General features: G+C 67.5%; 13 protein-coding genes and 1 pseudogene. 7 read left to right on the top strand and 7 right to left on the bottom strand.

Translation table 11 applies throughout. The features are described from left to right. Positions 1-43 precede the first annotated feature (43 nt). From K8U54_RS09325 to K8U54_RS09315, 3 genes are all read left to right on the top strand, one after another. On the top strand, positions 44-1,462 hold the full coding sequence (locus tag K8U54_RS09325) for an FAD-binding oxidoreductase (protein ID WP_249909862.1): 1,419 nt from the start codon (positions 44-46) through the stop codon (positions 1,460-1,462). 73 nt (positions 1,463-1,535) lie between these two features. Beyond that, positions 1,536-2,609, top strand: a complete 1,074-nt coding sequence (locus K8U54_RS09320; protein WP_249909861.1) for a hypothetical protein — start codon at positions 1,536-1,538, stop codon at positions 2,607-2,609. Positions 2,610-2,628: 19 nt separating this feature from the next. Further along, entirely contained in the window at positions 2,629-3,408 is a 780-nt protein-coding gene (locus tag K8U54_RS09315) for a DUF1835 domain-containing protein (RefSeq protein WP_249909860.1), read from the top strand. Position 3,409: 1 nt separating this feature from the next. Here K8U54_RS09315 and K8U54_RS09310 read toward each other — a convergent pair whose 3' ends face one another. Continuing rightward, entirely contained in the window at positions 3,410-4,198 is a 789-nt protein-coding gene (locus K8U54_RS09310) for an AraC family transcriptional regulator (RefSeq protein WP_249909859.1), read from the bottom strand. 98 nt (positions 4,199-4,296) lie between these two features. On the opposite strand from K8U54_RS09310, the gene K8U54_RS09305 reads away from it, so the two are divergent. Further along, positions 4,297-5,313: a bile acid:sodium symporter family protein gene (locus K8U54_RS09305; RefSeq protein ID WP_249909858.1), complete on the top strand. Its 1,017-nt coding sequence runs from the start codon at positions 4,297-4,299 to the stop codon at positions 5,311-5,313. A gap of 21 nt (positions 5,314-5,334) precedes the next feature. Here the strand turns inward: K8U54_RS09305 and K8U54_RS09300 are convergent, their stop codons facing one another. From K8U54_RS09300 to K8U54_RS09290, 3 genes are read right to left on the bottom strand one after another with little or no spacing between them, the layout of a single operon-like run. Further along, positions 5,335-6,282 (bottom strand): SphA family protein, encoded by a 948-nt coding sequence (locus K8U54_RS09300; protein ID WP_249909857.1) that lies wholly within the window; start codon positions 6,280-6,282, stop codon positions 5,335-5,337. Between the two features lie 53 nt (positions 6,283-6,335). After that, on the bottom strand, positions 6,336-7,100 hold the full coding sequence (locus K8U54_RS09295; protein WP_249909856.1) for a coniferyl-alcohol dehydrogenase: 765 nt from the start codon (positions 7,098-7,100) through the stop codon (positions 6,336-6,338). 42 nt (positions 7,101-7,142) lie between these two features. Continuing rightward, complete coding sequence (locus K8U54_RS09290; protein WP_249909855.1) at positions 7,143-8,633, bottom strand: benzaldehyde dehydrogenase; 1,491 nt, start codon at positions 8,631-8,633, stop codon at positions 7,143-7,145. 255 nt (positions 8,634-8,888) lie between these two features. On the opposite strand from K8U54_RS09290, the gene K8U54_RS09285 reads away from it, so the two are divergent. Continuing rightward, positions 8,889-10,655: a sigma-54-dependent Fis family transcriptional regulator gene (locus tag K8U54_RS09285; protein WP_249909854.1), complete on the top strand. Its 1,767-nt coding sequence runs from the start codon at positions 8,889-8,891 to the stop codon at positions 10,653-10,655. A gap of 253 nt (positions 10,656-10,908) precedes the next feature. Then, positions 10,909-11,376 (top strand): annotated as a pseudogene (locus tag K8U54_RS09280) (REP-associated tyrosine transposase). Positions 11,377-11,524: 148 nt separating this feature from the next. Here the strand turns inward: K8U54_RS09280 and K8U54_RS09275 are convergent. From K8U54_RS09275 to K8U54_RS09265, 3 genes are read right to left on the bottom strand one after another with little or no spacing between them, the layout of a single operon-like run. Continuing rightward, positions 11,525-14,611, bottom strand: coding sequence for an efflux RND transporter permease subunit (locus K8U54_RS09275; protein WP_249909852.1), 3,087 nt, complete (start codon positions 14,609-14,611; stop codon positions 11,525-11,527). After that, positions 14,608-15,672, bottom strand: a complete 1,065-nt coding sequence (locus tag K8U54_RS09270) for an efflux RND transporter periplasmic adaptor subunit (RefSeq protein WP_249909851.1) — start codon at positions 15,670-15,672, stop codon at positions 14,608-14,610. Before K8U54_RS09270 ends, K8U54_RS09275 begins: the two co-directional genes overlap by 4 nt. Then, positions 15,669-16,778 carry an efflux RND transporter periplasmic adaptor subunit gene (locus tag K8U54_RS09265; RefSeq protein ID WP_249909850.1) on the bottom strand — a complete coding sequence of 370 codons (1,110 nt, stop codon included), beginning with the start codon at positions 16,776-16,778 and terminating at the stop codon, positions 15,669-15,671. The genes K8U54_RS09270 and K8U54_RS09265 overlap by 4 nt, the downstream gene beginning before the upstream one ends. A gap of 149 nt (positions 16,779-16,927) precedes the next feature. Between K8U54_RS09265 and K8U54_RS09260 the strand changes: the two genes are divergently transcribed. Next, positions 16,928-17,989 carry a PA0069 family radical SAM protein gene (locus tag K8U54_RS09260; protein WP_249909849.1) on the top strand — a complete coding sequence of 354 codons (1,062 nt, stop codon included), beginning with the start codon at positions 16,928-16,930 and terminating at the stop codon, positions 17,987-17,989. Positions 17,990-18,023: the final 34 nt, after the last annotated feature.

The following is an 18,023-nucleotide window of genomic DNA, read 5'->3' as shown; positions in this document are numbered from 1 at the left end:
CGAGTCAGCGGCCATTCTGACCATTCCTGCGGAGTACCCTTGCATGAGCCACCTGCCAGCCGAACTGCTAAGGACCCTGGGCGAGATCGTCGGCCCGGCCGGCCTGATCGATGACCAGGCCGCCATGCAGGCCTACCTCAGCGACTGGCGTAACGCCTACCGCGGCCGCGCCGCGTTGGTGGTGCGCCCGGCCTCCAGCGACGAAGTGGCCGCAGTGGTTCGCGCCTGCCACCAGGCCGGCGTGGCGCTGGTGCCTCAGGGCGGCAACACCGGCCTGTGTGGCGGGTCGATCCCCGACGACTCGGGGCACCAGGTGGTGCTGTCGTTGACCCGCCTGACTCGGATTCGTGACGTCGATGCGGGCAACGAAACCATCACCGTCGAGGCCGGCGTGGTGCTCCAGCAGGTGCAGGAAGCCGCCGCTGCGGTGGGGCGCCAGTTTCCCCTGTCGCTGGGCGCCGAAGGCAGTTGCACCATCGGCGGCAACCTGGCGACCAACGCCGGCGGCACCGCCGTGCTGCGCTACGGCAACATGCGCGACCTGACCCTGGGCCTGGAAGTGGTGCTGCCCGATGGGCGCCTCTGGAATGGCTTGCGCGGCCTGCGCAAGGACAACACCGGCTATGACCTCAAGCAGCTGTTCATCGGCAGCGAAGGCACCCTGGGCGTCATCACCGCGGCGGTGCTCAAGCTCTACCCGGCGGTGCGCAGCCGCACCACCGCCTGGGTCGCTCTGCCCAGCCCGCAGGCGGCGGTGGCGCTGATCGGTCGTATGCGCGCGTTGTGTGGTGATCGCCTCACCGGCTTCGAGCTGATGTCGCGGCAGAGCGTGGCGTTCGTGCTGCGCCACGTACCGGGTTGCAGCGATCCCTTCGCCGAGGAGCATCCCTGGTACGTGCTGATCGAACTCAGTGACACGCTGCCCGAGGCGCCACTCAACGGCATGCTGGAAACCGGCCTCGTTACCGCCTTCGAGCAGGGCGAGGCGCTGGACGCCGTGGTGGCGGGCAGCGAGGCGCAGGTCGCGGCGTTGTGGAAGTTGCGTGAGGGCATTTCCGAAGCGCAGAACCACGAGGGGCCGAGCCTCAAGCACGACATCAGCGTGCCGGTCAGCTCCATTGCCGCCTTCATCGCCCAGGCGGACGAGCGCTTGCAGCAGGCATTTCCCGGCGTGCGCATCGTCTGCTATGGCCACGTTGGCGATGGCAACCTGCACTACAACATCAGCAAGCCGCTGGGCAGCGAGGATGCCCCGTTCAAGGCCCAGGCCGAGGCGATCATGCACCTGATCTACGACGTGACCGCGGCCTTCGCCGGCAGCATCAGCGCCGAGCATGGCCTCGGCCAGGCCAAGCGCGAGGCGGCGCGGCGCTACAAGGACCCGCTGGAACTGGAGCTGATGCGTAGCTTCAAGAGCGCGCTCGATCCGAGCGGGCTGATGAACCCCGGCAAGCTGCTCTGATTCGGCGCCTGGAGTTCACGCTGGGCGTGGCGGATACTGCCGGCCTCCCGTGACAGGAATAAGGACGTTTTTCGTGCGCCTGCTGCTCTTGCCCCTGCTTGCCATCGCCCTGCCGGCGCTGGCCGATGTGCGTATCGACGATCTCACCGACAAGCGCAGCGATTGGGAAACCTACCGCTTCCCGCTGCTGGTCGGCGACAGCCCGGCCATCGCCCGGATCAACACCTTCCTGCATGCAGGCGAACTGGAGGCGCTGCCGGGGCGCTTCGCCAAATCACCGTTCGAGAAGGTGCAGCCCCAGAAGGGCCAGACCATCGGCGTGACCAACCTCGATTACCGGGTTCTCGGCCAAGGCCCGGGATTCCTGTCTCTGGCCATCGACGGCGAATACACCGGCGCCTACACCAGCCAGGGCACGCGCACCTACAACTTCGACCTGGCGAGCGGCCGGCCCATCGGCTTGCCACAGCTGCTCAGCGCCGATAGCCGGCAGCGTCTGCAGGGCGAGCTGCAGGCGCAGCGGGTCAAGCGCCTGGAAGACGTTCTCAAGGCCCTGCCACCAAGCACACCGGCGAACGCCGGTAAGCTGAGCGATGACGACCAGCAGGTGGAAGATCAGCGCGCCATGTACACCGAATGCCTCAGCACGCGGCGCGATGCGGGCCTGGACTACGACCGTCTGCAGCTGGGCAGCGACGGCCTGACGCTGGTCGGCGAGAGCTGCGCCAGCCATGCCCTGCGCGCACTGGACGACCTGGGCGAATTTACCAGCAGCTTCAGCTACCCAGCCCTGAGTGACGATCTGAGCCCCTACGGCCGCTGCCTGCTGCTGGAAAAGCGCAGCGACTGCACCTTGCCCGCCAATAGCACGTTGCAAGGCGCGTACCGCGGCAACCTCGGACGCTACCCGGTCACCCTGGTGATCGAGCAGCAATATGCCGATCACAGCCTGTCGGCCGGCTACTTCTACGACAAACACGCCAGCCTGATCCGGCTGGGCGGCGAACTTCAGCAGGATTCACTCACCCTTCTGGAAGGCGGCGAACCACCGGCCCACTTCATGCTCAAACGCCAGGCCGATGGCAGTCTGACCGGCACCTGGCAGCAAGGCGAGAAACCGCCGCTGACGGTGAAACTCACCCCGTAACGCTCGATGAGGAGGACTTATGTGGCATCTGGTCTGTGGCGACAATGCCGTCGCCGGCGTCACTCATGTGATCGGCCAGGAGGCCGCTGAAGCAGGCTTGCGTGTGCTGCGCGACGACCTGGCCGTCGGCCCGCTGGGCGATGTCGACGCGCCGCCCTGTGCGGCCCGCGCGGCGTTCTGGCGTGGGGTATGGCCGGCGGGCGTGACGCCGGTACCGGATTTTGAGGTGGACCTGCCCGCCGATGCGCGGTGGCTCGCCGATCTGGCCCGCCAGGCGCGGCCGGTAACCGTCTGGCATGGCGACAGCGCCAGCGAGCAACTGCTGATGGCACGGGCCGCCCATGCCCTCGAGGGCAGCGGCGTGGCCCTGATCGAGGTGGCTTGCGGCACCGGCAACAGCTGGGTGCAGAGCCGCAAGGCGGTAGCCATGCATGCCCCTCGGGCATTGCTGGAACTGGCCAACCCGCAGCCGGTCGGGCCCGAACGCCTCGCTGTGCTGGCAGCGCAGTGGCGTGCCGCGGTTGCCGATGGCGGGCTGATTCATCGCTGGCAGGCGGGTGCATTCAGCGCCGAGGATTACCAGGCCATCGACGCGGCGCTGCTGCGCCACGCCCGCGCCGAGCCGCAACCCTTGGCACGGGTAATGGCCGAGGTGATGGCGCGCTGCGACGGCTTCTTCGCCACCGATTACTTTCTGTTCTGGCGTGCCCGCGAACTGGCAGCAGGCGGGCAACTGGTGCTCGCGGGCGAGCCGGGCGAGCACGGTTACTCGGGCCTGCAGGTGCGCCGCTGCAGCTGATTCAGCTGCTGAAGAACTCGCCCGGCGTGGCGCCGAACTGCTGGCGAAACGCGGCGATGAAGGCCGAGGTGGAGTCGTAGCCACAGAGCAGGGCGACGTCGGTGACCCGTTCGCCGCGCTCCAGCGGCGTCAGCGCGCCGAGCAGGCGCAGGCGTTGCCGCCAGGCGCGAAAGGTCAGGCCGGTATCGCGCAGGAACAGGCGGCTGAGGGTCTTTTCCGACACGCCGAGGCCTTCGCCCCAGGCGGCCAGGGTACGGTCGTCGTCCGGTTTCTTCTGCAGCCGGCTGCACAGTTCTTTCAGGCGCGCGTCGCTTGGCAGCGGTAGCGACAGGCGCACTTCCGGCGCCATCCGCAGGCGGTCGAGCAGCACCTGGGCGAGACGACCGTCCGGCCCGCTTTCGTCGTACTCCACCGGCAGTTCGCAGAAGCTGCGAATCAACTCGCGGGTCAGGGCATCCACGCCCAGCACCCGGCAGCTCTGCGCTCCGTTCTCGGGGGGTTGGTCCTGCAGGTAGAGGCTGCGCATCTCGGTGTTCGGCGAACTCAGTACCTCGTGCTCCAGGCCGGCGGGAATCCAGATCGCCCGCTGCGGCGGCGCGACGAAACTGCCGGCTGCGGTGCGCACGTGCAGCACACCCTGGATCGCATAGGTCAGTTGCACCCAGGCATGGCTGTGGCGCGGCGTACCGGTCTGGTGTGGCAGCGATTCGTTGCGTGCATAGAGCGGCCGGGGCAGGCGTGCCAGCTGGGGAATGCTGCGCTCGGCAAAGGTTTGTCCGTTAAGCGACATGATCTGGCTTTATGGCGTTAGTCGGCAATTGCCGCTCAGGGTAGAGTGGCCGCCTTTCTGTGGCAACTGTCTGCCATCGCCTGCCCGGAGTCCTGCCCATGGCCCGTTCCCGTTTACTGCCCGACAACTTCACCCTGACGCTGATCGCCGTCGTGCTCACCGCCACCTTTCTGCCCGTCAGCGGCCAGGCAGCCGTGGCGTTCGGCTGGATCACCAACCTGGCCATCGCCCTGTTGTTCTTCCTGCACGGCGCCAAGCTGTCCCGCGAGGCGATCCTCGCCGGTGCCGGCCACTGGCGCCTGCACCTGCTGGTGTTCAGCTGCACCTTCATCCTCTTTCCGCTGCTGGGGCTGGCTCTCAAGCCGCTCCTGTCGCCGTTGATCGGCACCGAGCTGTACCTGGGCATGCTCTACCTGTGCGCCCTGCCGGCCACGGTGCAGTCGGCCATCGCTTTCACCTCGCTGGCGCGCGGCAACATCCCCGCCGCGATCTGCAGCGCGGCGGCGTCCAGCCTGTTCGGCATCTTCCTCACTCCGCTGCTGGTGGCGCTGCTGATGGACGTGCACGGCAGCGGCGGCTCGCTGCTCGACGCCATCGGCAAGATCACCCTGCAACTGCTGGTGCCGTTCATTCTCGGCCAGATCGCCCGGCGCTGGATCGGCGCCTGGGTCGGCCGCAACAAGAACTGGCTCAAGTACGTCGACCAGAGTTCGATCCTCTTGGTGGTCTACACCGCGTTCAGCGCGGCGGTGGTAGAGGGCCTGTGGAATCAGGTGTCATGGACCACGCTCGGCCTGCTGATCTTCTCCTGCTGCCTGTTGCTGGCCCTGGCGCTGGGCATCACCGCGCTGCTCGGCAAGGTGTGCGGGTTCAACCAGGAAGACCGCATCACCATCCTGTTCTGCGGCTCGAAAAAGAGCCTGGCCACCGGCGTGCCGATGGCCCAGGTGCTGTTCGCCGGCAGTAGCATCGGCCTGATGATCCTGCCGATGATGATCTTCCACCAGATCCAGCTGATGGTCTGCGCGGTGCTCGCCCAGCGCTATGCGCGCCGTCCGGAAGCTGCCGTCGAAGCGCAGGCCGCGCAGCCTGTGCCCGTCGCCAAGGCGCCGTGACGAGTATCGCGCCGGGGGGCGCTAAAACAGTTTGTGCACGAAGCTGAGCACCAACTTGTTGCCCTCCGTGCGGTTCTCGGCGCCCTGCTCGAAGTAACTGTTGGCGGTGAGGATGTTCTCTTTCGAGAAGCTGTAGGTCAGCCCCGGGCCGATGGCCCAGACCTGCTCGCGGCGGCCGCTGACGTCGCGGCCATCGACCTCGGTATCGCTGATCTGCTTGAGCCAGTAGCCGGCCAGGCCGATGCTCAGTTTGTCGTTGAGCGCGTACTGGGTGGCCAGGTTGGCATGCAGCGCCTGGCCCGCCTGGGTGCTGGACACATCGCCGAAGGCCGTCGAGGGGTCGCGGTTCTTGGCATTCCACAGGTACCAGAAGCGCCCGCTGACCGACCACTGCGGCGTGAACCAGTAGGTGGCCGCGTAGTAGGGGTTGAACGACCAGAAGTTGCTGCCCGGGTTGACCGACTTGTTGCGGTCGTAGGCGCCGGTGGGCAGGATCACCTCGGCCTCGATGCGCTGGGCGAACAGCGGGGAGCCATCGGCGCGGGTGGTCAGCGGCGATTGCAGGAACGCCCCCAGCACCATGTCGCCCACGCCTTCGCGTGAACTGAGCACGGCGTTGTCGAGGCCGTCGTCCACCTCGGCATGGGCCAGCCAGGGCACGATCACCGTGGCGCCGGGCATCCAGCCGCCTGACATCGGCTGGCCCAGGTGAATGTACTGGGTGACCGGCGCGAAGGTCTCGATCTCCTGCCTGGGCAGCGGCAGCTTGTCGCCGCGCTCGTCGTTGAAGCGCGAAGCCTTGCCGTACACCAGGTACTCGACCAGGTAGCTGCCGGGCCCGCCGGGCAGGGGCGCGCCGTCGTAGAAACTGGTGGAGCCGAGGTTGACCGTGGGCAGGTCGTAGGCCTGGGCGGTGCCTGCCAGGGCCGCCAGGCCGAGGGTCAGAAGCGGGAGACGTGATGCGTGCATGGTGGTGATCCTTCTTGTTGTTTTCATAGATCGCTGCGCCGCCTGGGCGCGACTCACACGTAGCTGGCGGCCAGCCCGCCATCGACCGGGATGTTGGCGCCGCATACCCAGCGCGCCGCATCCGAGCAGAGAAACAGCACCACGGCGGCCACTTCGTCGGCCAGGGCCGGGCGCTTCATATGGCGGCCGTCGCGTTCCAGGCGCTCGTCGCTGAGCATCTGCACGAAGTCGCCGAGAATCGGCGTGAACACCGGGCCGGGCGCCACGCAGTTGATGCGCACGTCGTGCTCGCGGAACCAGGGCGAGGCGTTCTGGTACGCCCAGACGATCAGCGCCTCCTTGAAGTACTGGTAACAGGTGGCCTGCTCGACCGGGTTGGCGTCCAGCCAGGTGCTGCCGGCCTCGAAACCCGATGTGGCGGCCAGGGCCTTGTGCGCCTCGAGGCGCTTTGCCCACTCGGCGCCAAGGATCGACGCGGCGTTGACGATGCAGCCGCCGGCCAGACGCGGCAGCAGGCCCTCGCTGAGGTGGCGCAGGCCCAGGTAGTTGACCCGGCCGACCAGCTCGGCAGGCGCCGTGCCGGGCAAGCCGGCGATGTTGCACAGGCCGTCGATGCGCTCGGGCAGGCGGGCGATGACCTGGTCGATGCTCGCCGGGTCGCGGAGATCCACCGGGTGGTAGGCGTGTACGCTGATCTGCGGCTCATGGCGATCCAGGGCGATCACCCGGGCACCGGCGCAGCGGGCCAGGCGGGCCACTTCGGCGCCGATACCCGAGGCGGCGCCGGTCACGATCAGGGTCTTGTCGTGCAGTTTCATGGTGAGTCCTCTTGTTGTTTTTGTGGGCGAGTCGGTGATGAGTCAGAAGGGGTACAGCGGCGGCGTGTCCTTGACCGTCACCCATTGCCACTGGGTGAATTCGTCCCAGTTGGCCGGGCCGCTCATGCTGCCGCCGTTGCCGGAATTGCCACGGCCGCCGAACGGGTTGACGCCGTCGTCGTTCACCGTCTGGTCGTTGATGTGCAGCATGCCGGCGCGCAGCTGGGCGCCAATCGCCATGGCACGGCCCACGGAGCGGGAGATCACCGCCGCGGCGAGGCCGTACTCGCTGCGGTTGGCCAGCTCGACGGCTTGCGCGTCGCTGGTGAAGCTGGCCACGCAGGCCACCGGGCCGAACAGCTCGGTGTCGAAGGCCGGCATGCCCGGCGCGAGGTGGCTGAGCACGGTGGGCTGGTAGAACAGGCCGTCGTACTGGCCGCCGGTGTGCAGGTGGGCGCCGGCCACCACGCTGTCGAGCACCAGCTGATGGGTACGCACCAGTTGGTTCTCGTTGATCATCGGGCCGAGCTGTACGTCGCCGCCGGCCGGGTCGCCGACGCGCAGGCGCCGGGTGCGCTCGACCAGCCCTTCGACGAAGCGCTCGTGCAGTGACTCGTGCACCAGAATCAGCCCGCTGGCCATGCAGATCTGCCCCTGGTGCAGGAAGGCGCCCCAACTGGCGCAGCTCAGGGCGCGTTCCAGATCGGCGTCGTCGAGGACGATCAGCGGGTTCTTGCCGCCCAGTTCCAAGGCCACTTTCTTGAGGTGGCGGCCGGCGGTTTCCGCCACCTTGCGGCCGGCAGCGGTGGAGCCGGTGAATGAAATCATCCGCACGTGTGGGTCGCTGCACAGCGCCGCGCCGGCATCGGCACCGCCAGGCAGTACGTGCAGCACGCCCTCGGGCAGGCCGGCCAGCTCGAACAGCCGGGCGATCAGCAAGCCGCCGGCGATCGGCGTCTGCGGGTCGGGCTTGAGCACCACCGCGTTGCCCGTCGCCAGGGCCGGGGCCACCGCGCGGATCGACAGGATCAGCGGGAAATTGAACGGCGAGATCACCCCGACCACGCCATGGGGCAGGCGCCGCGCGTAGGACAGGGTGCCGGTGTTGCTCGGCAGCACCAGGCCGTGGGGCTGCATCACCTGGCCGGCGGCGAGCTGCAGGAACAGCACCGCTTCGCGCACCTCATGCTGGGCCTTGAGCAGGATGCCGCCGGTCTCGCGGGCGATGAACAGCGCGCATTCGTCGGCCTGGGCCTGCAGCAGCCCGGCGGCGCGCAGGAAGATATCGGCGCGTTGGCGCGGCGCCACCGCTTCCCAGGCCGGCTGCCGGGCGGCGGCCGTGGCGGTGGCCAGGGCGACATCCTCGGCGCGGGCCAGGCCGGGGGTGGTCAGGCATTCGCCGGTGGCCGGCTCGGTGACGGCGTTGCGGCCGCCGGCGAGCGGGGGGCGCCAGGTGCCGGAAAATACCTTGGCCGCCCAGAGCCCTTCATCCAGCAACGCAGTGGTCGATTGTGATCCTGGCAGTCGAGACATGGTGGCTCCTTGGAGTATTGTTGTTTTCAGTGATGTGCCGGTGGCATCAGCACCGATCGCAAGGAGCGTGCCCAGCGCAGCGGCAAGACCGCGCGCTTGGGAGAATCCATAAAAATTTCAACGAGTTGGGTGCATTCATCAGGCTGAGGTAGTTGCCCAGGCGGTCATTTCAGGCGCTCTCGATTGAGCAAATGATCGAGTCGCCAGGTGTTTTCGCCGTGCCATGTGATGAATTGCGCAGCATAGGAGCCGCCCATGGTCGAGCCGCGCCGCATTTCCCTGGATGCCCTGCAGGCCATCGAGACGCCCCATTACCGCGGCGCCAGCGATGCCCTGGACTGGCGGAGTGCGCCGACCCTGCGCGACCTCACCGAATGCCTGTTCTTCTCGCCGGGCGACGGGCGTATCTGGCTCAACGACCAGCGCATGGTGTTGCTGCATTGCGAGGCGCTCGGCGCGCTGCGCCGTGAGCTGATCGACAGCCTCGGCCTGGAGCGCGCCCGCGGCCTGCTGACCCGTGCGGGGTATCTGTCCGGCGCCCGCGATGCGCGGCTGGTGCAGCAGCGCTGGGCGGACGCCGAGCCAGCGTCGATCTTCGCCGCCGGCATCCGTCTGCACGGCCTGGAAGGCATGGTCAAGGTGGAGCCGCTGCACTTCGAATTCGATGTCGACCGCGGCCATTACGACGGCGAGTTTCTCTGGCATCACGCCCACGAAGACGACGAGCACATCGCCGCCTACGGCATCGGCAACGACCCGGCCTGCTGGATGGAACTGGGCTACGCCACCGGTTACGTAAGTGGCCTGTTCGGCCGCCTGGTGGTGTTTCGCGAAGTCGAGTGCCGCGCCATGGGCCACCAGGTGTGCCGCGTGCTGGGCAAGACCGCCGAACTGTGGGGTGACGTGGACGAGGACTTGCGTTACCTTAATGCCTCCGCCGAAGAGGGCGAGCGCAGCGGCGTAGAGCGCGCGCCCTATCGGCCGTTGCCGGCCAGCGCGGGGGAAGCCGACGAGGGCCGCATGATCCGCGCCTCGGCGGCCTTCAACGCCGCCTTCCAGTCGCTGCAGCGGGTGGCCCGCACCCCGGCCACGGTGCTGTTCGGCGGTGAGTCCGGGGTGGGCAAGGAACTGTTCGCCAGCAATTTGCACCGCATGAGCGAGCGCCGCGATGGTCCGTTCGTGGCCCTCAACTGCGCGGCCATCGCCGAAAGCCTGATCGAGGCCGAGCTGTTCGGCGTCGAGCGCGGTGCCTACACCGGCGCCAGCCATTCACGGCCCGGGCGCTTCGAACGCGCCCAGGGTGGCACGCTGTTTCTCGACGAAGTGGCCTGCCTGAGCCTGCCAGGACAGGGCAAGCTGCTGCGTGCCCTGCAGGAACGCGAGATCGAGCGGGTCGGCGGCACCTCGGTGATCAGCATCGACGTGCGGGTGATCGCCGCCACCAACGTCGACCTGCGTGCGGCGGTGCGCCGTGGCGAATTCCGTGAAGACCTGTACTACCGGCTCAACGTCTACCCGATCCTTATCCCGCCGCTGCGCGAACGGCGTGACGACATCCCGCTGCTGGTGGATTTCTTCATGCGCCGCTACTGCGAGCGCTACGGGCGTACGCCGGTCGGCCTGACCATGCGCGGCCTCAAGGCGCTGCTCAATTACAGCTTCCCCGGCAATATCCGCGAGCTGCAGAACCTGATCGAGCGCGGGGTGATCGCCAGCAACGACGGCGCACCCATCGACCTCAATCACCTGTTTCGCGACGAGGAGCTGCCGGCCGAGTTCTATTCGCTGCTGCAGCAGGGGCGCCTGGTTCAGCATCAGGAGCAGCCCGGCGAAGTGGACCTGCTGACGCGGCTCGGTTGCCCGGATCTGCCTGATGCCAGCCTGTCGCTGGAGGCTGTCGAGAACCAGTTGCTGGAGCAAGCCTTGCAACGCAGCGCCGGCAACCTGGCTGCGGCGGCCCGTATGCTGGGGCTGAGCCGGGCGCAGTTCGCGTATCGGCTGAAGCGGGGGCGGGGTGGCTGAGATTTTTTCGCGGGCATGGCCCGCTCCCACAGCTGGGCGGGGCCCTTGGATCCTCTGGAGAGCGAGCTATGCGCGTGGAGGCCTGGCTCTAAGTTGAGATCGCTGTTGCTCGTGTCGCGGGCATGGACTAGGTGTGTCCCCGCCCGCTCCCATGCTTCGGATGGCTCCCACACATTTTGTGGGAGCGCGCCATGCGCGCGAAAGGATAGCGAGCACTACACTGGCACCACTGAATCAACACGGAGGTCGATTCATGCCGGTGCCCTCGAAACCGGGCTATCGCGCCCTGCGCAGAGGCCGCGCTTCCTGCCCCGGAACGGCCTATCTGATCACTACCATCACCCGTGACCGCCAGCCGGTATTCAGCCACTTTCCCGCTGGCTGTGCGGCTGCCCGCTGTTTCGAAACGCCAAGGCTCCTTCGTGACAGCCATATGCTCGCCTGGGTGTTGATGCCGGATCATGCCCATTGGCTGATTCAGCTGGGCGAGGTGGACAGCCTGGCTGCTTTGGTGAATCGGCTGAAGTCGTCGAGCAGTCGGATGGCGGGAAAGTGCGCGGGCACCGAGCGGGGTATCTGAGTGGCGGGCTTCCATGATCATGGCTTGCGAGCCGAGGAGGATTTGCTCGGTGTGGCGCGCTATATCGTGGCCAATCCGCTGAGGGCTGGGTTGGTCAGGCGGCTGGGTGACTATCCGTTCTGGAATGCGGTCTGGCTTTAGGGGGAGGTGACTGCTGGATTTTTTCGCGGGCATGGCCAGCTCCCACGGGATCTGAGCGCACCGCCAAACTTGTGGGAGCGGGCCATGCCCGCGGACGGCCTATCGAGCACCGTCAATCTCACTGACAGCACGCGATAGGCCATTCACCTCAAGCCGGCGCCTCCTCCCGCTCCTTTTCAGAAGGCTCCTCGATCCGATACCACGCCACATACAGCGCCGGCAGGAACAGCAGGGTCAGCAGGGTGGCGCTGAAGATGCCGCCGATCATCGCGTAGGCCATCGGCCCCCAGAACACTTCGCGGGCGATGGGTATCATGCCCAGGCTGGCGGCGGCGGCGGTCAGCAGGATCGGCCGGCGGCGGTGGTGGGTGGCGTCGATCACCGCCTGCCAGGGTGAGTCGCCGCCGCGTTCGAACTCGTCGATCTGGGTCACCAGAATCACCGAGTTGCGGATGATGATGCCGATCAGCGCCAGCACGCCGAGAATCGCCACGAAGCCCAGCGGCGTGCCGGTCGGCACCAGGGCCAGCACCACGCCGATCAGGCCCAGGGGCGCCACGCTGAACACCAGGAAGGTCTTGGCCACGCTGTGCAACTGGATCATCAGGAAGGTGGCCATCAGGAACAGCATCAGCGGCAGCACGCTGGCGATCGGCCCCTGGGCCTTGCCGCTTTCTTCCACGGTGCCGCCGGTGGCGACGCTATAGCCGTTGGGTAGCGCGTCCGAGAATTTCTGAATCTCCGGTGCAAGGTCCGCTACCAGGTCGGTGGGCTGGATATCGCTGACCACCGCGGCCTTTAGGGTGATGGTCGGCTTGCGATCACGGCGCCATACCAGCGGCTGCTCCAGCTCGTAGCCGACGGTGGCGAAGGCGCGCAGCGGGATGGCCACGCCGTTCGGGTTGACGATCTGCAGGTTTTCCAGGGTCTGCGGCGAGCTGCGTTCGCTGTCTTCGGCGCGGCCGATCACGTCGATCAGGTAGATGTCGTCCTTCACCTGGGTGACCGTGGTGCCGCTGACGATGCCATTGAGCAGGTTGGCGACGTCCTCGGAGGACAGCCCGAACTGCCGCGCCTTGTCCTGGGCGACGTCGATGCGCAGCACCTTGCCGGGCTCGTTCCAGTCGTAAACCATCTCGCCGATGTCCGGGTTCTTGTCCAGCAGGGTGGCCAGTTCCAGGGCGTGCTTGCGCACCTGGTCGACGTCCGCGCCGCTGATCCGATACTGGATCGGCCGGCCCACCGGCGGGCCCATTTCCAGGGGCTGCACGAAGCTGCCGATGCCGACGAAGTCCTCGCGCAGGCGCTTGTTGAGCTTGGCCACCAGGCGGTCGCGGGCATCGATGTCCTGGGCGACGATCACCAGCTGGGCATAGAAGGGGTTCTGCAACTGCTGGTCGAGTGGCAGGTAGAAGCGCAGGGCGCCCTGGCCGATGTAGGTGCTCCAGCGGGCGATGTCCTCGTCGCCCTGCAGGCTGGCTTCGAGGCGGTCGACCTGGGCGCGGGTCTCGTTGATCGAGGCGTTCTGCGGCAGGTTGAGGTCGACGAGAATTTCCGGGCGATCCGAGGCCGGGAAGAACTGGCTTTGGACCATCGTCATGCCGGCCAGGGAGGCGACGAACAGAGCGATGGTCAGGCCGATGGTCCACCAGCGGTGCCGCATGGCCAGCAGCAGGCCCTTGTCGAAGGCGCGGGCGATGCGGCCCGGGCCGCTTTGCTTTTCCTTCATGCGCTTGGGCAGGATATGCACGGCGATCACCGGGGCGAACACCACGGCCACCAGCCAGGACAGCGACAGCGCCACGGCGATCACCGCGAACAGGGTGAAGGTGTACTCGCCCGCCGAGCTGGCATTGAGGCCGATGGGCACGAAGCCGGCTACCGTCACCAAGGTGCCGGTAAGCATCGGAAAGGCTGTGGACGTGTAGGCGAAGGTGCCGGCGTCGTGCAGTGAGTCGCCTTTTTCCAGGCGCGTGACCATCACCTCGACGGTGATCATCGCGTCGTCGACCATCAGCCCGAGGGCGATGATCAGCGCGCCCAGGGAGATGCGCTGCATGGTGATGCCGCTGTATTCCATGAACATGAACACCATGGCCAGCACCAGCGGAATCGAGCAGGCGACCACCAGGCCGGCGCGAATGCCGAGGCTGACGAAGCTCACCAGCATGACGATCAGCACCGCCTCGAACAGTGCGCGGGTAAAGCCGCTGACCGCTTCCTCGACCACTTCGGCCTGGTCGGAGACCACGTGCACCCCAACGCCCACCGGCAGCTCGGCAGTCAACTGGTCCATGCGCCCGTGCAGGGCCTCTCCGAAGGTCTGGATATTGCCGCCGTCGCGCATGGCGATGGCCAGGCCGATGGCCGGCTTGCCGTTGTAGCGGAACAGCGCCTGGGGCGGGTCGACGTAGCCGCGGCTGATCTCGGCGATATCGGTCAGGCGGTAGAAGCGATCGTCGAGGCGCAGGTTGACGTTGCGCAGGTCGGCTTCCGAGGCGAACTGGCCACTGGTGCGCACGGAAATCCGCTCCGGGCCGGCCTCGATCACCCCGGAGGGGGTCACCGCGTTCTGCGCCTGCAGGCTCTGGATCACCTGGCGCTGATCGATGCCCAGGGCGGCCAGCTTGCGGGTCGAGAAATTGAGGTAGAACACTTCGTTCTGCTGGCCGACCATCTGCACCTTGCCCAGGTCCGGCACGCTGCGGATCTCGGCGCGCACCCGCTCCACGTAGTCGCGCAGCTGGCGCATGCTCAGGCCATCGCCGGTGAAGGCGTAGATGGAGCCGAACACGTCGCCGAATTCGTCGTTGAACGACGGCCCTTGCAGCCCCTGGGGAAACTCGCCACGAATGTCGTCGATCTTCTTGCGGACCTGGTACCAGATGCCGTCGATAGCGTCGGCCTTGGTGGTGTCGCGCAGGAACACCATCACCGTCGATTCGCCGGGGCGTGTGTAACTCTTCACGTAATCCAGCGAGTCCAGTTCCTCGAGCTTCTTCTCGATGCGGTCGGTGACCTGGCTGAGGGTTTCGTCGACCGTGGCGCCGGGCCAGCGGGTCTGGATGACCATGGTCTTGATGGTGAACGCCGGGTCTTCCTCGCGGCCCAGGTTCATGTAAGAGATCACGCCCATCAGCAGCGACACAAACATCAGGTACCAGACGAACGACTGGTGGCGCAGCGCCCAGTCTGAAAGGTTGAAGCCGTCCTTGCGCGGCGCCTGCTGGGTCATGGTGCGACGCCCTCATCGATGCGGATCTGCTGGCCGTCCCTGAGCTCGCTCAGGCCGGCGCTGACTACCTTGTCGCCGGCCGCAAGGCCTTCGACGCTGATCTGTGCGCCTTCGCGGCCGACCACCCGCACGTTGCGCGGGTGCACGGTCTTGGCCCCGGTGTCGATCACCCAGACGCGGCTCTGGCCGTCGATTTCCTGCACGGCGGCGGCCGGCAGCAGGCTGCGTGGCGTCTGCGCGCGGGTCAGGCTGATGGCCACGGCGGTGCCCAGGCGCAGGCCGGGCGGCGTGTCTTCCAGGGTCAGGCGGGCGCGGCGGGTGCGGGTGGCGGCGTCGGCGCGCGGCTCCAGCTCGCGCAGCCGACCACGGGTGGCGATGCTCGGGTCGAGCTGCGAGGCGACGTTGAACTGCACCTGATCGTCGAGCCCGTCAGCCAGCTCCACGGGCAGGTCGAACACCGCTTCGCGCACGTCCGGGCGGGCCAGGGTAACCACCTCCTGGCCGGCGCCGACCACCTGGCCGGCCTCGACGTGCCAGGCGGTGACCACCGCATCGAAGTCGCTGCTCAGGGTGCCGTAGGCGAGCCGGTCGCGGGCCTGGCGGGTGGCGGCCTCGGCCTGCTCGCGGTTGCTGCGGGCGTTGCTCAGCTCGGTCTGGGCCTGCTCCAGGGTGGCCTTGGCACCGACGCCACGGTCGAACAGTTCCTGCTGGCGCCGGGCATTGGCCTGGGCGTTGATCCACTGCGCTTCGCTGCGCGCCTGATCGCCTTCGCTGGCACGCAGGGCGTTCTGCTGGTCGGTGGGGTCGAGGGTGGCCAGGGTGGTTCCAGCCTTCACTTCGGCACCGGCATCCACCAGGCGCTGGGCGACCCGCCCACCAACGCGAAAGCCCAGGGTGCTCTGCACCCGCGCCTCGATGGTGCCGGCGAAGCGGCCGAGCACCTGCTGATCCTGCTGCTGCACCTCGGTATACAGCACCGGGCGGATCGGCTCGGGTTTGTCGTCCTCGGCGCAGCCTGCGAGCAGCGCGGCGATCAGCGCGAACGGGATAGCACGGTTCATGGCTGCTGCTCCTGTTGCTGCTCCTGCTCGCGGGCCTCGGCGACTTCCACCTTCTGGCCCGGGTGCAGCAACTGCCCGCCGGCCACCACCACGCGGTCGCCATCGTCCAGGCCGGCGCGGATGATGACCTTGTCGGTCAGGTAGCGGCCGACCTGCACCGGGTGCAGCTGCACGATGTCATCGCCGCCCAGGCGCCACACCGCCGGCTCGCGCTCGGCCTTGGTGAGCGCCGACCAGGGCAGCTCGACACTGCGCACCGCCGGGTTGCTGACATGGGCGCTGACGGTGGAACCCAGGGTCATTGCCGCCGGCACCTGCTCCAGGCCGACCTTCACCTGCACGGTGCCACTCTGCGCCGACACCTGCGGGTTGACCTCGCGCACCGTGCCGCTGGCGCTTACCTCGGGGTCGTCCAGCAGGCTGACGCGCAACTGCTGGCCGGGCTCGACCAGCAGCGCTTCGAAGACGTTGAACACCGCATCGCGCTCGCCCTCGCGGGCCAGGCCGAAGATCGGCGTGGCGGCCTGCACCACCTGACCGACCTCGGCCTGGCGGGCGGTGATCACCCCGTCGCTTTCGGCGCGCAGTTCGGTATAGCCGGCCTGTTCGCGGGCATCGGCCAGCTGCGCCTGGGCGGCGGCCAGGCTGTTGCGCGCGCTGCGGTCACTGGCCAGGGCACTGTCGTATTCGCTGCGGCTGGTGTAGCCCTTGGGCAGCAGCTGCTGTTGGCGCCACAGGTTGGCGGCGCTGAGTTTCACCTGGGCGCGGGCGGCTTCGGCGGCCGCTTCGGCGGAGCGCACCGCGTTGCGCTGGTCCTGCGGGTCGAGACGCGCCAGCACCTGGTCGGCCTTTACCCTATCGCCGACATCCACCAGGCGCTCGGTGATCTTGCCGCCCACGCGAAACGACAGGTCGGTCTGCACCCGCGCCTGGATATCGCCGGTGATGGTGGCATCCGCCGCGTAATCGACCTGACTGACCGTGGCCACCTTCACTCGCGGGTTCTTCGGCGCGGGCGGCGGCTCGTCGGCGCAGCCGGCCAGCAGCGCGAAAGCCAGCAGGGCCGCGACAAGGCGAGGCAACGCAGAGGTCGGTACGGGCGGCATGGAGGCTCCGGCACGGCAGGACGCGAATGTGTGTGCAGATGCGACCTCGCCAGGCGACGAACGGTTCAGGCTACTCGTGCGACGAGCGAGGCTTGTGCGGCGGGCGCAATCTCAATACTGTATTTATATACAGTTACCGAGCCTGCATCATGAATCCGACATCAGCGCCGCGCGGGCGCGGCACCGCCAGCAAACCGCACAACCGCTTCGCGCCCACCAGCAGCGAGGCCGAGGACGACGGCTGGTATCAGGAACAGACGCCGGCGACCTTCGTCACCGAGGTGCGTCACGAGCGAGCGAAGACGGTGATCAGCCGCAACACGTCGCCGGACGTGGGCTTCGATCGCTCGGTAAACCCGTATCGCGGCTGCGAGCATGGCTGCATCTACTGCTTCGCCCGACCAAGCCACGCCTACTGGGACCTGTCGCCGGGCATCGATTTCGAAACCAAGCTGATCGCCAAGACCAACCTGGCCGAGCGTCTCGAGGAACAGCTCAGCAAGCCGGGCTACGTGCCGGCGCCCATCGCCCTGGGCATCAACACCGACGGCTACCAGCCCATCGAGCGCGAGCACCAGCTGACCCGCCAGGCCCTGGAGATCCTGCTGCGCTACCGCCACCCGGTGAGCATCATCACCAAGAGCGCGCTGATTCTGCGCGACCTGGATCTGCTCGAAGAGCTGGCCAGCCGCAACCTGGTCAGCGTGGCGTTCAGCATCACCACCCTGGATGACGAACTAAAACGCATCATGGAGCCGCGCACCGCCGCGCCCAAGGCCCGTTTGCGGGCGATGAAGACCCTGCACGAGCACGGCGTACCGGTGGGGTTGATGGCCGCCCCGATGATCCCGATGATCAACGACATGGAGCTCGAGCGCCTGCTCGAAGCGGGGCGCGATGCCGGCGCCAGTTCGGCCGGCTACGTGCTGCTGCGCCTGCCGCTGGAAATCGCCGGGCTATTCGAGGAATGGCTGCAAACGCACTTTCCCGACCGCGCCGAGCACGTGATGAGCCTGATCCGCCAGTCCCGCGGCGGGCAGAACTACGACAGCCGCTTTGGCGCACGGATGAAAGGCGAGGGCCACTTCGCCGAGCTGCTGGCCCAACGCTTTCGCCTGGCCCGGCGCCGCTACGGCTACGACGGCAGCAAGCGGGCGGTGCTGGACTGCTCGCAGTTCGCGCCGCCGGGGCAGCAGATGGGGCTGTTCTGAGCCTGTCAGTAGAGGCCGCTGGGCTTTGCCAGGC

It is taken from the genome of Pseudomonas fulva, assembly GCF_023517795.1.
Taxonomy (GTDB): domain Bacteria; phylum Pseudomonadota; class Gammaproteobacteria; order Pseudomonadales; family Pseudomonadaceae; genus Aquipseudomonas; species Aquipseudomonas fulva_D.
The sequence above is the reverse complement of the archived record's forward strand: the minus strand, read 5'-3'. Positions and strand labels throughout refer to the sequence as shown.

Excerpts from the sequence above, each read along its gene's own strand:
- K8U54_RS09325 (WP_249909862.1), top strand. The coding sequence starts at position 44 with ATGAGCCACCTGCCAGCCGAACTGCTAAGGACCCTGGGCGAGATCGTC.
- K8U54_RS09315 (WP_249909860.1), top strand. The coding sequence starts at position 2,629 with ATGTGGCATCTGGTCTGTGGCGACAATGCCGTCGCCGGCGTCACTCAT.
- K8U54_RS09310 (WP_249909859.1), bottom strand. The coding sequence starts at position 4,198 with ATGTCGCTTAACGGACAAACCTTTGCCGAGCGCAGCATTCCCCAGCTG.
- K8U54_RS09305 (WP_249909858.1), top strand. The coding sequence starts at position 4,297 with ATGGCCCGTTCCCGTTTACTGCCCGACAACTTCACCCTGACGCTGATC.
- K8U54_RS09300 (WP_249909857.1), bottom strand. The coding sequence starts at position 6,282 with ATGCACGCATCACGTCTCCCGCTTCTGACCCTCGGCCTGGCGGCCCTG.
- K8U54_RS09295 (WP_249909856.1), bottom strand. The coding sequence starts at position 7,100 with ATGAAACTGCACGACAAGACCCTGATCGTGACCGGCGCCGCCTCGGGT.
- K8U54_RS09290 (WP_249909855.1), bottom strand. The coding sequence starts at position 8,633 with ATGTCTCGACTGCCAGGATCACAATCGACCACTGCGTTGCTGGATGAA.
- K8U54_RS09285 (WP_249909854.1), top strand. The coding sequence starts at position 8,889 with ATGGTCGAGCCGCGCCGCATTTCCCTGGATGCCCTGCAGGCCATCGAG.
- K8U54_RS09275 (WP_249909852.1), bottom strand. The coding sequence starts at position 14,611 with ATGACCCAGCAGGCGCCGCGCAAGGACGGCTTCAACCTTTCAGACTGG.
- K8U54_RS09270 (WP_249909851.1), bottom strand. The coding sequence starts at position 15,672 with ATGAACCGTGCTATCCCGTTCGCGCTGATCGCCGCGCTGCTCGCAGGC.
- K8U54_RS09265 (WP_249909850.1), bottom strand. The coding sequence starts at position 16,778 with ATGCCGCCCGTACCGACCTCTGCGTTGCCTCGCCTTGTCGCGGCCCTG.
- K8U54_RS09260 (WP_249909849.1), top strand. The coding sequence starts at position 16,928 with ATGAATCCGACATCAGCGCCGCGCGGGCGCGGCACCGCCAGCAAACCG.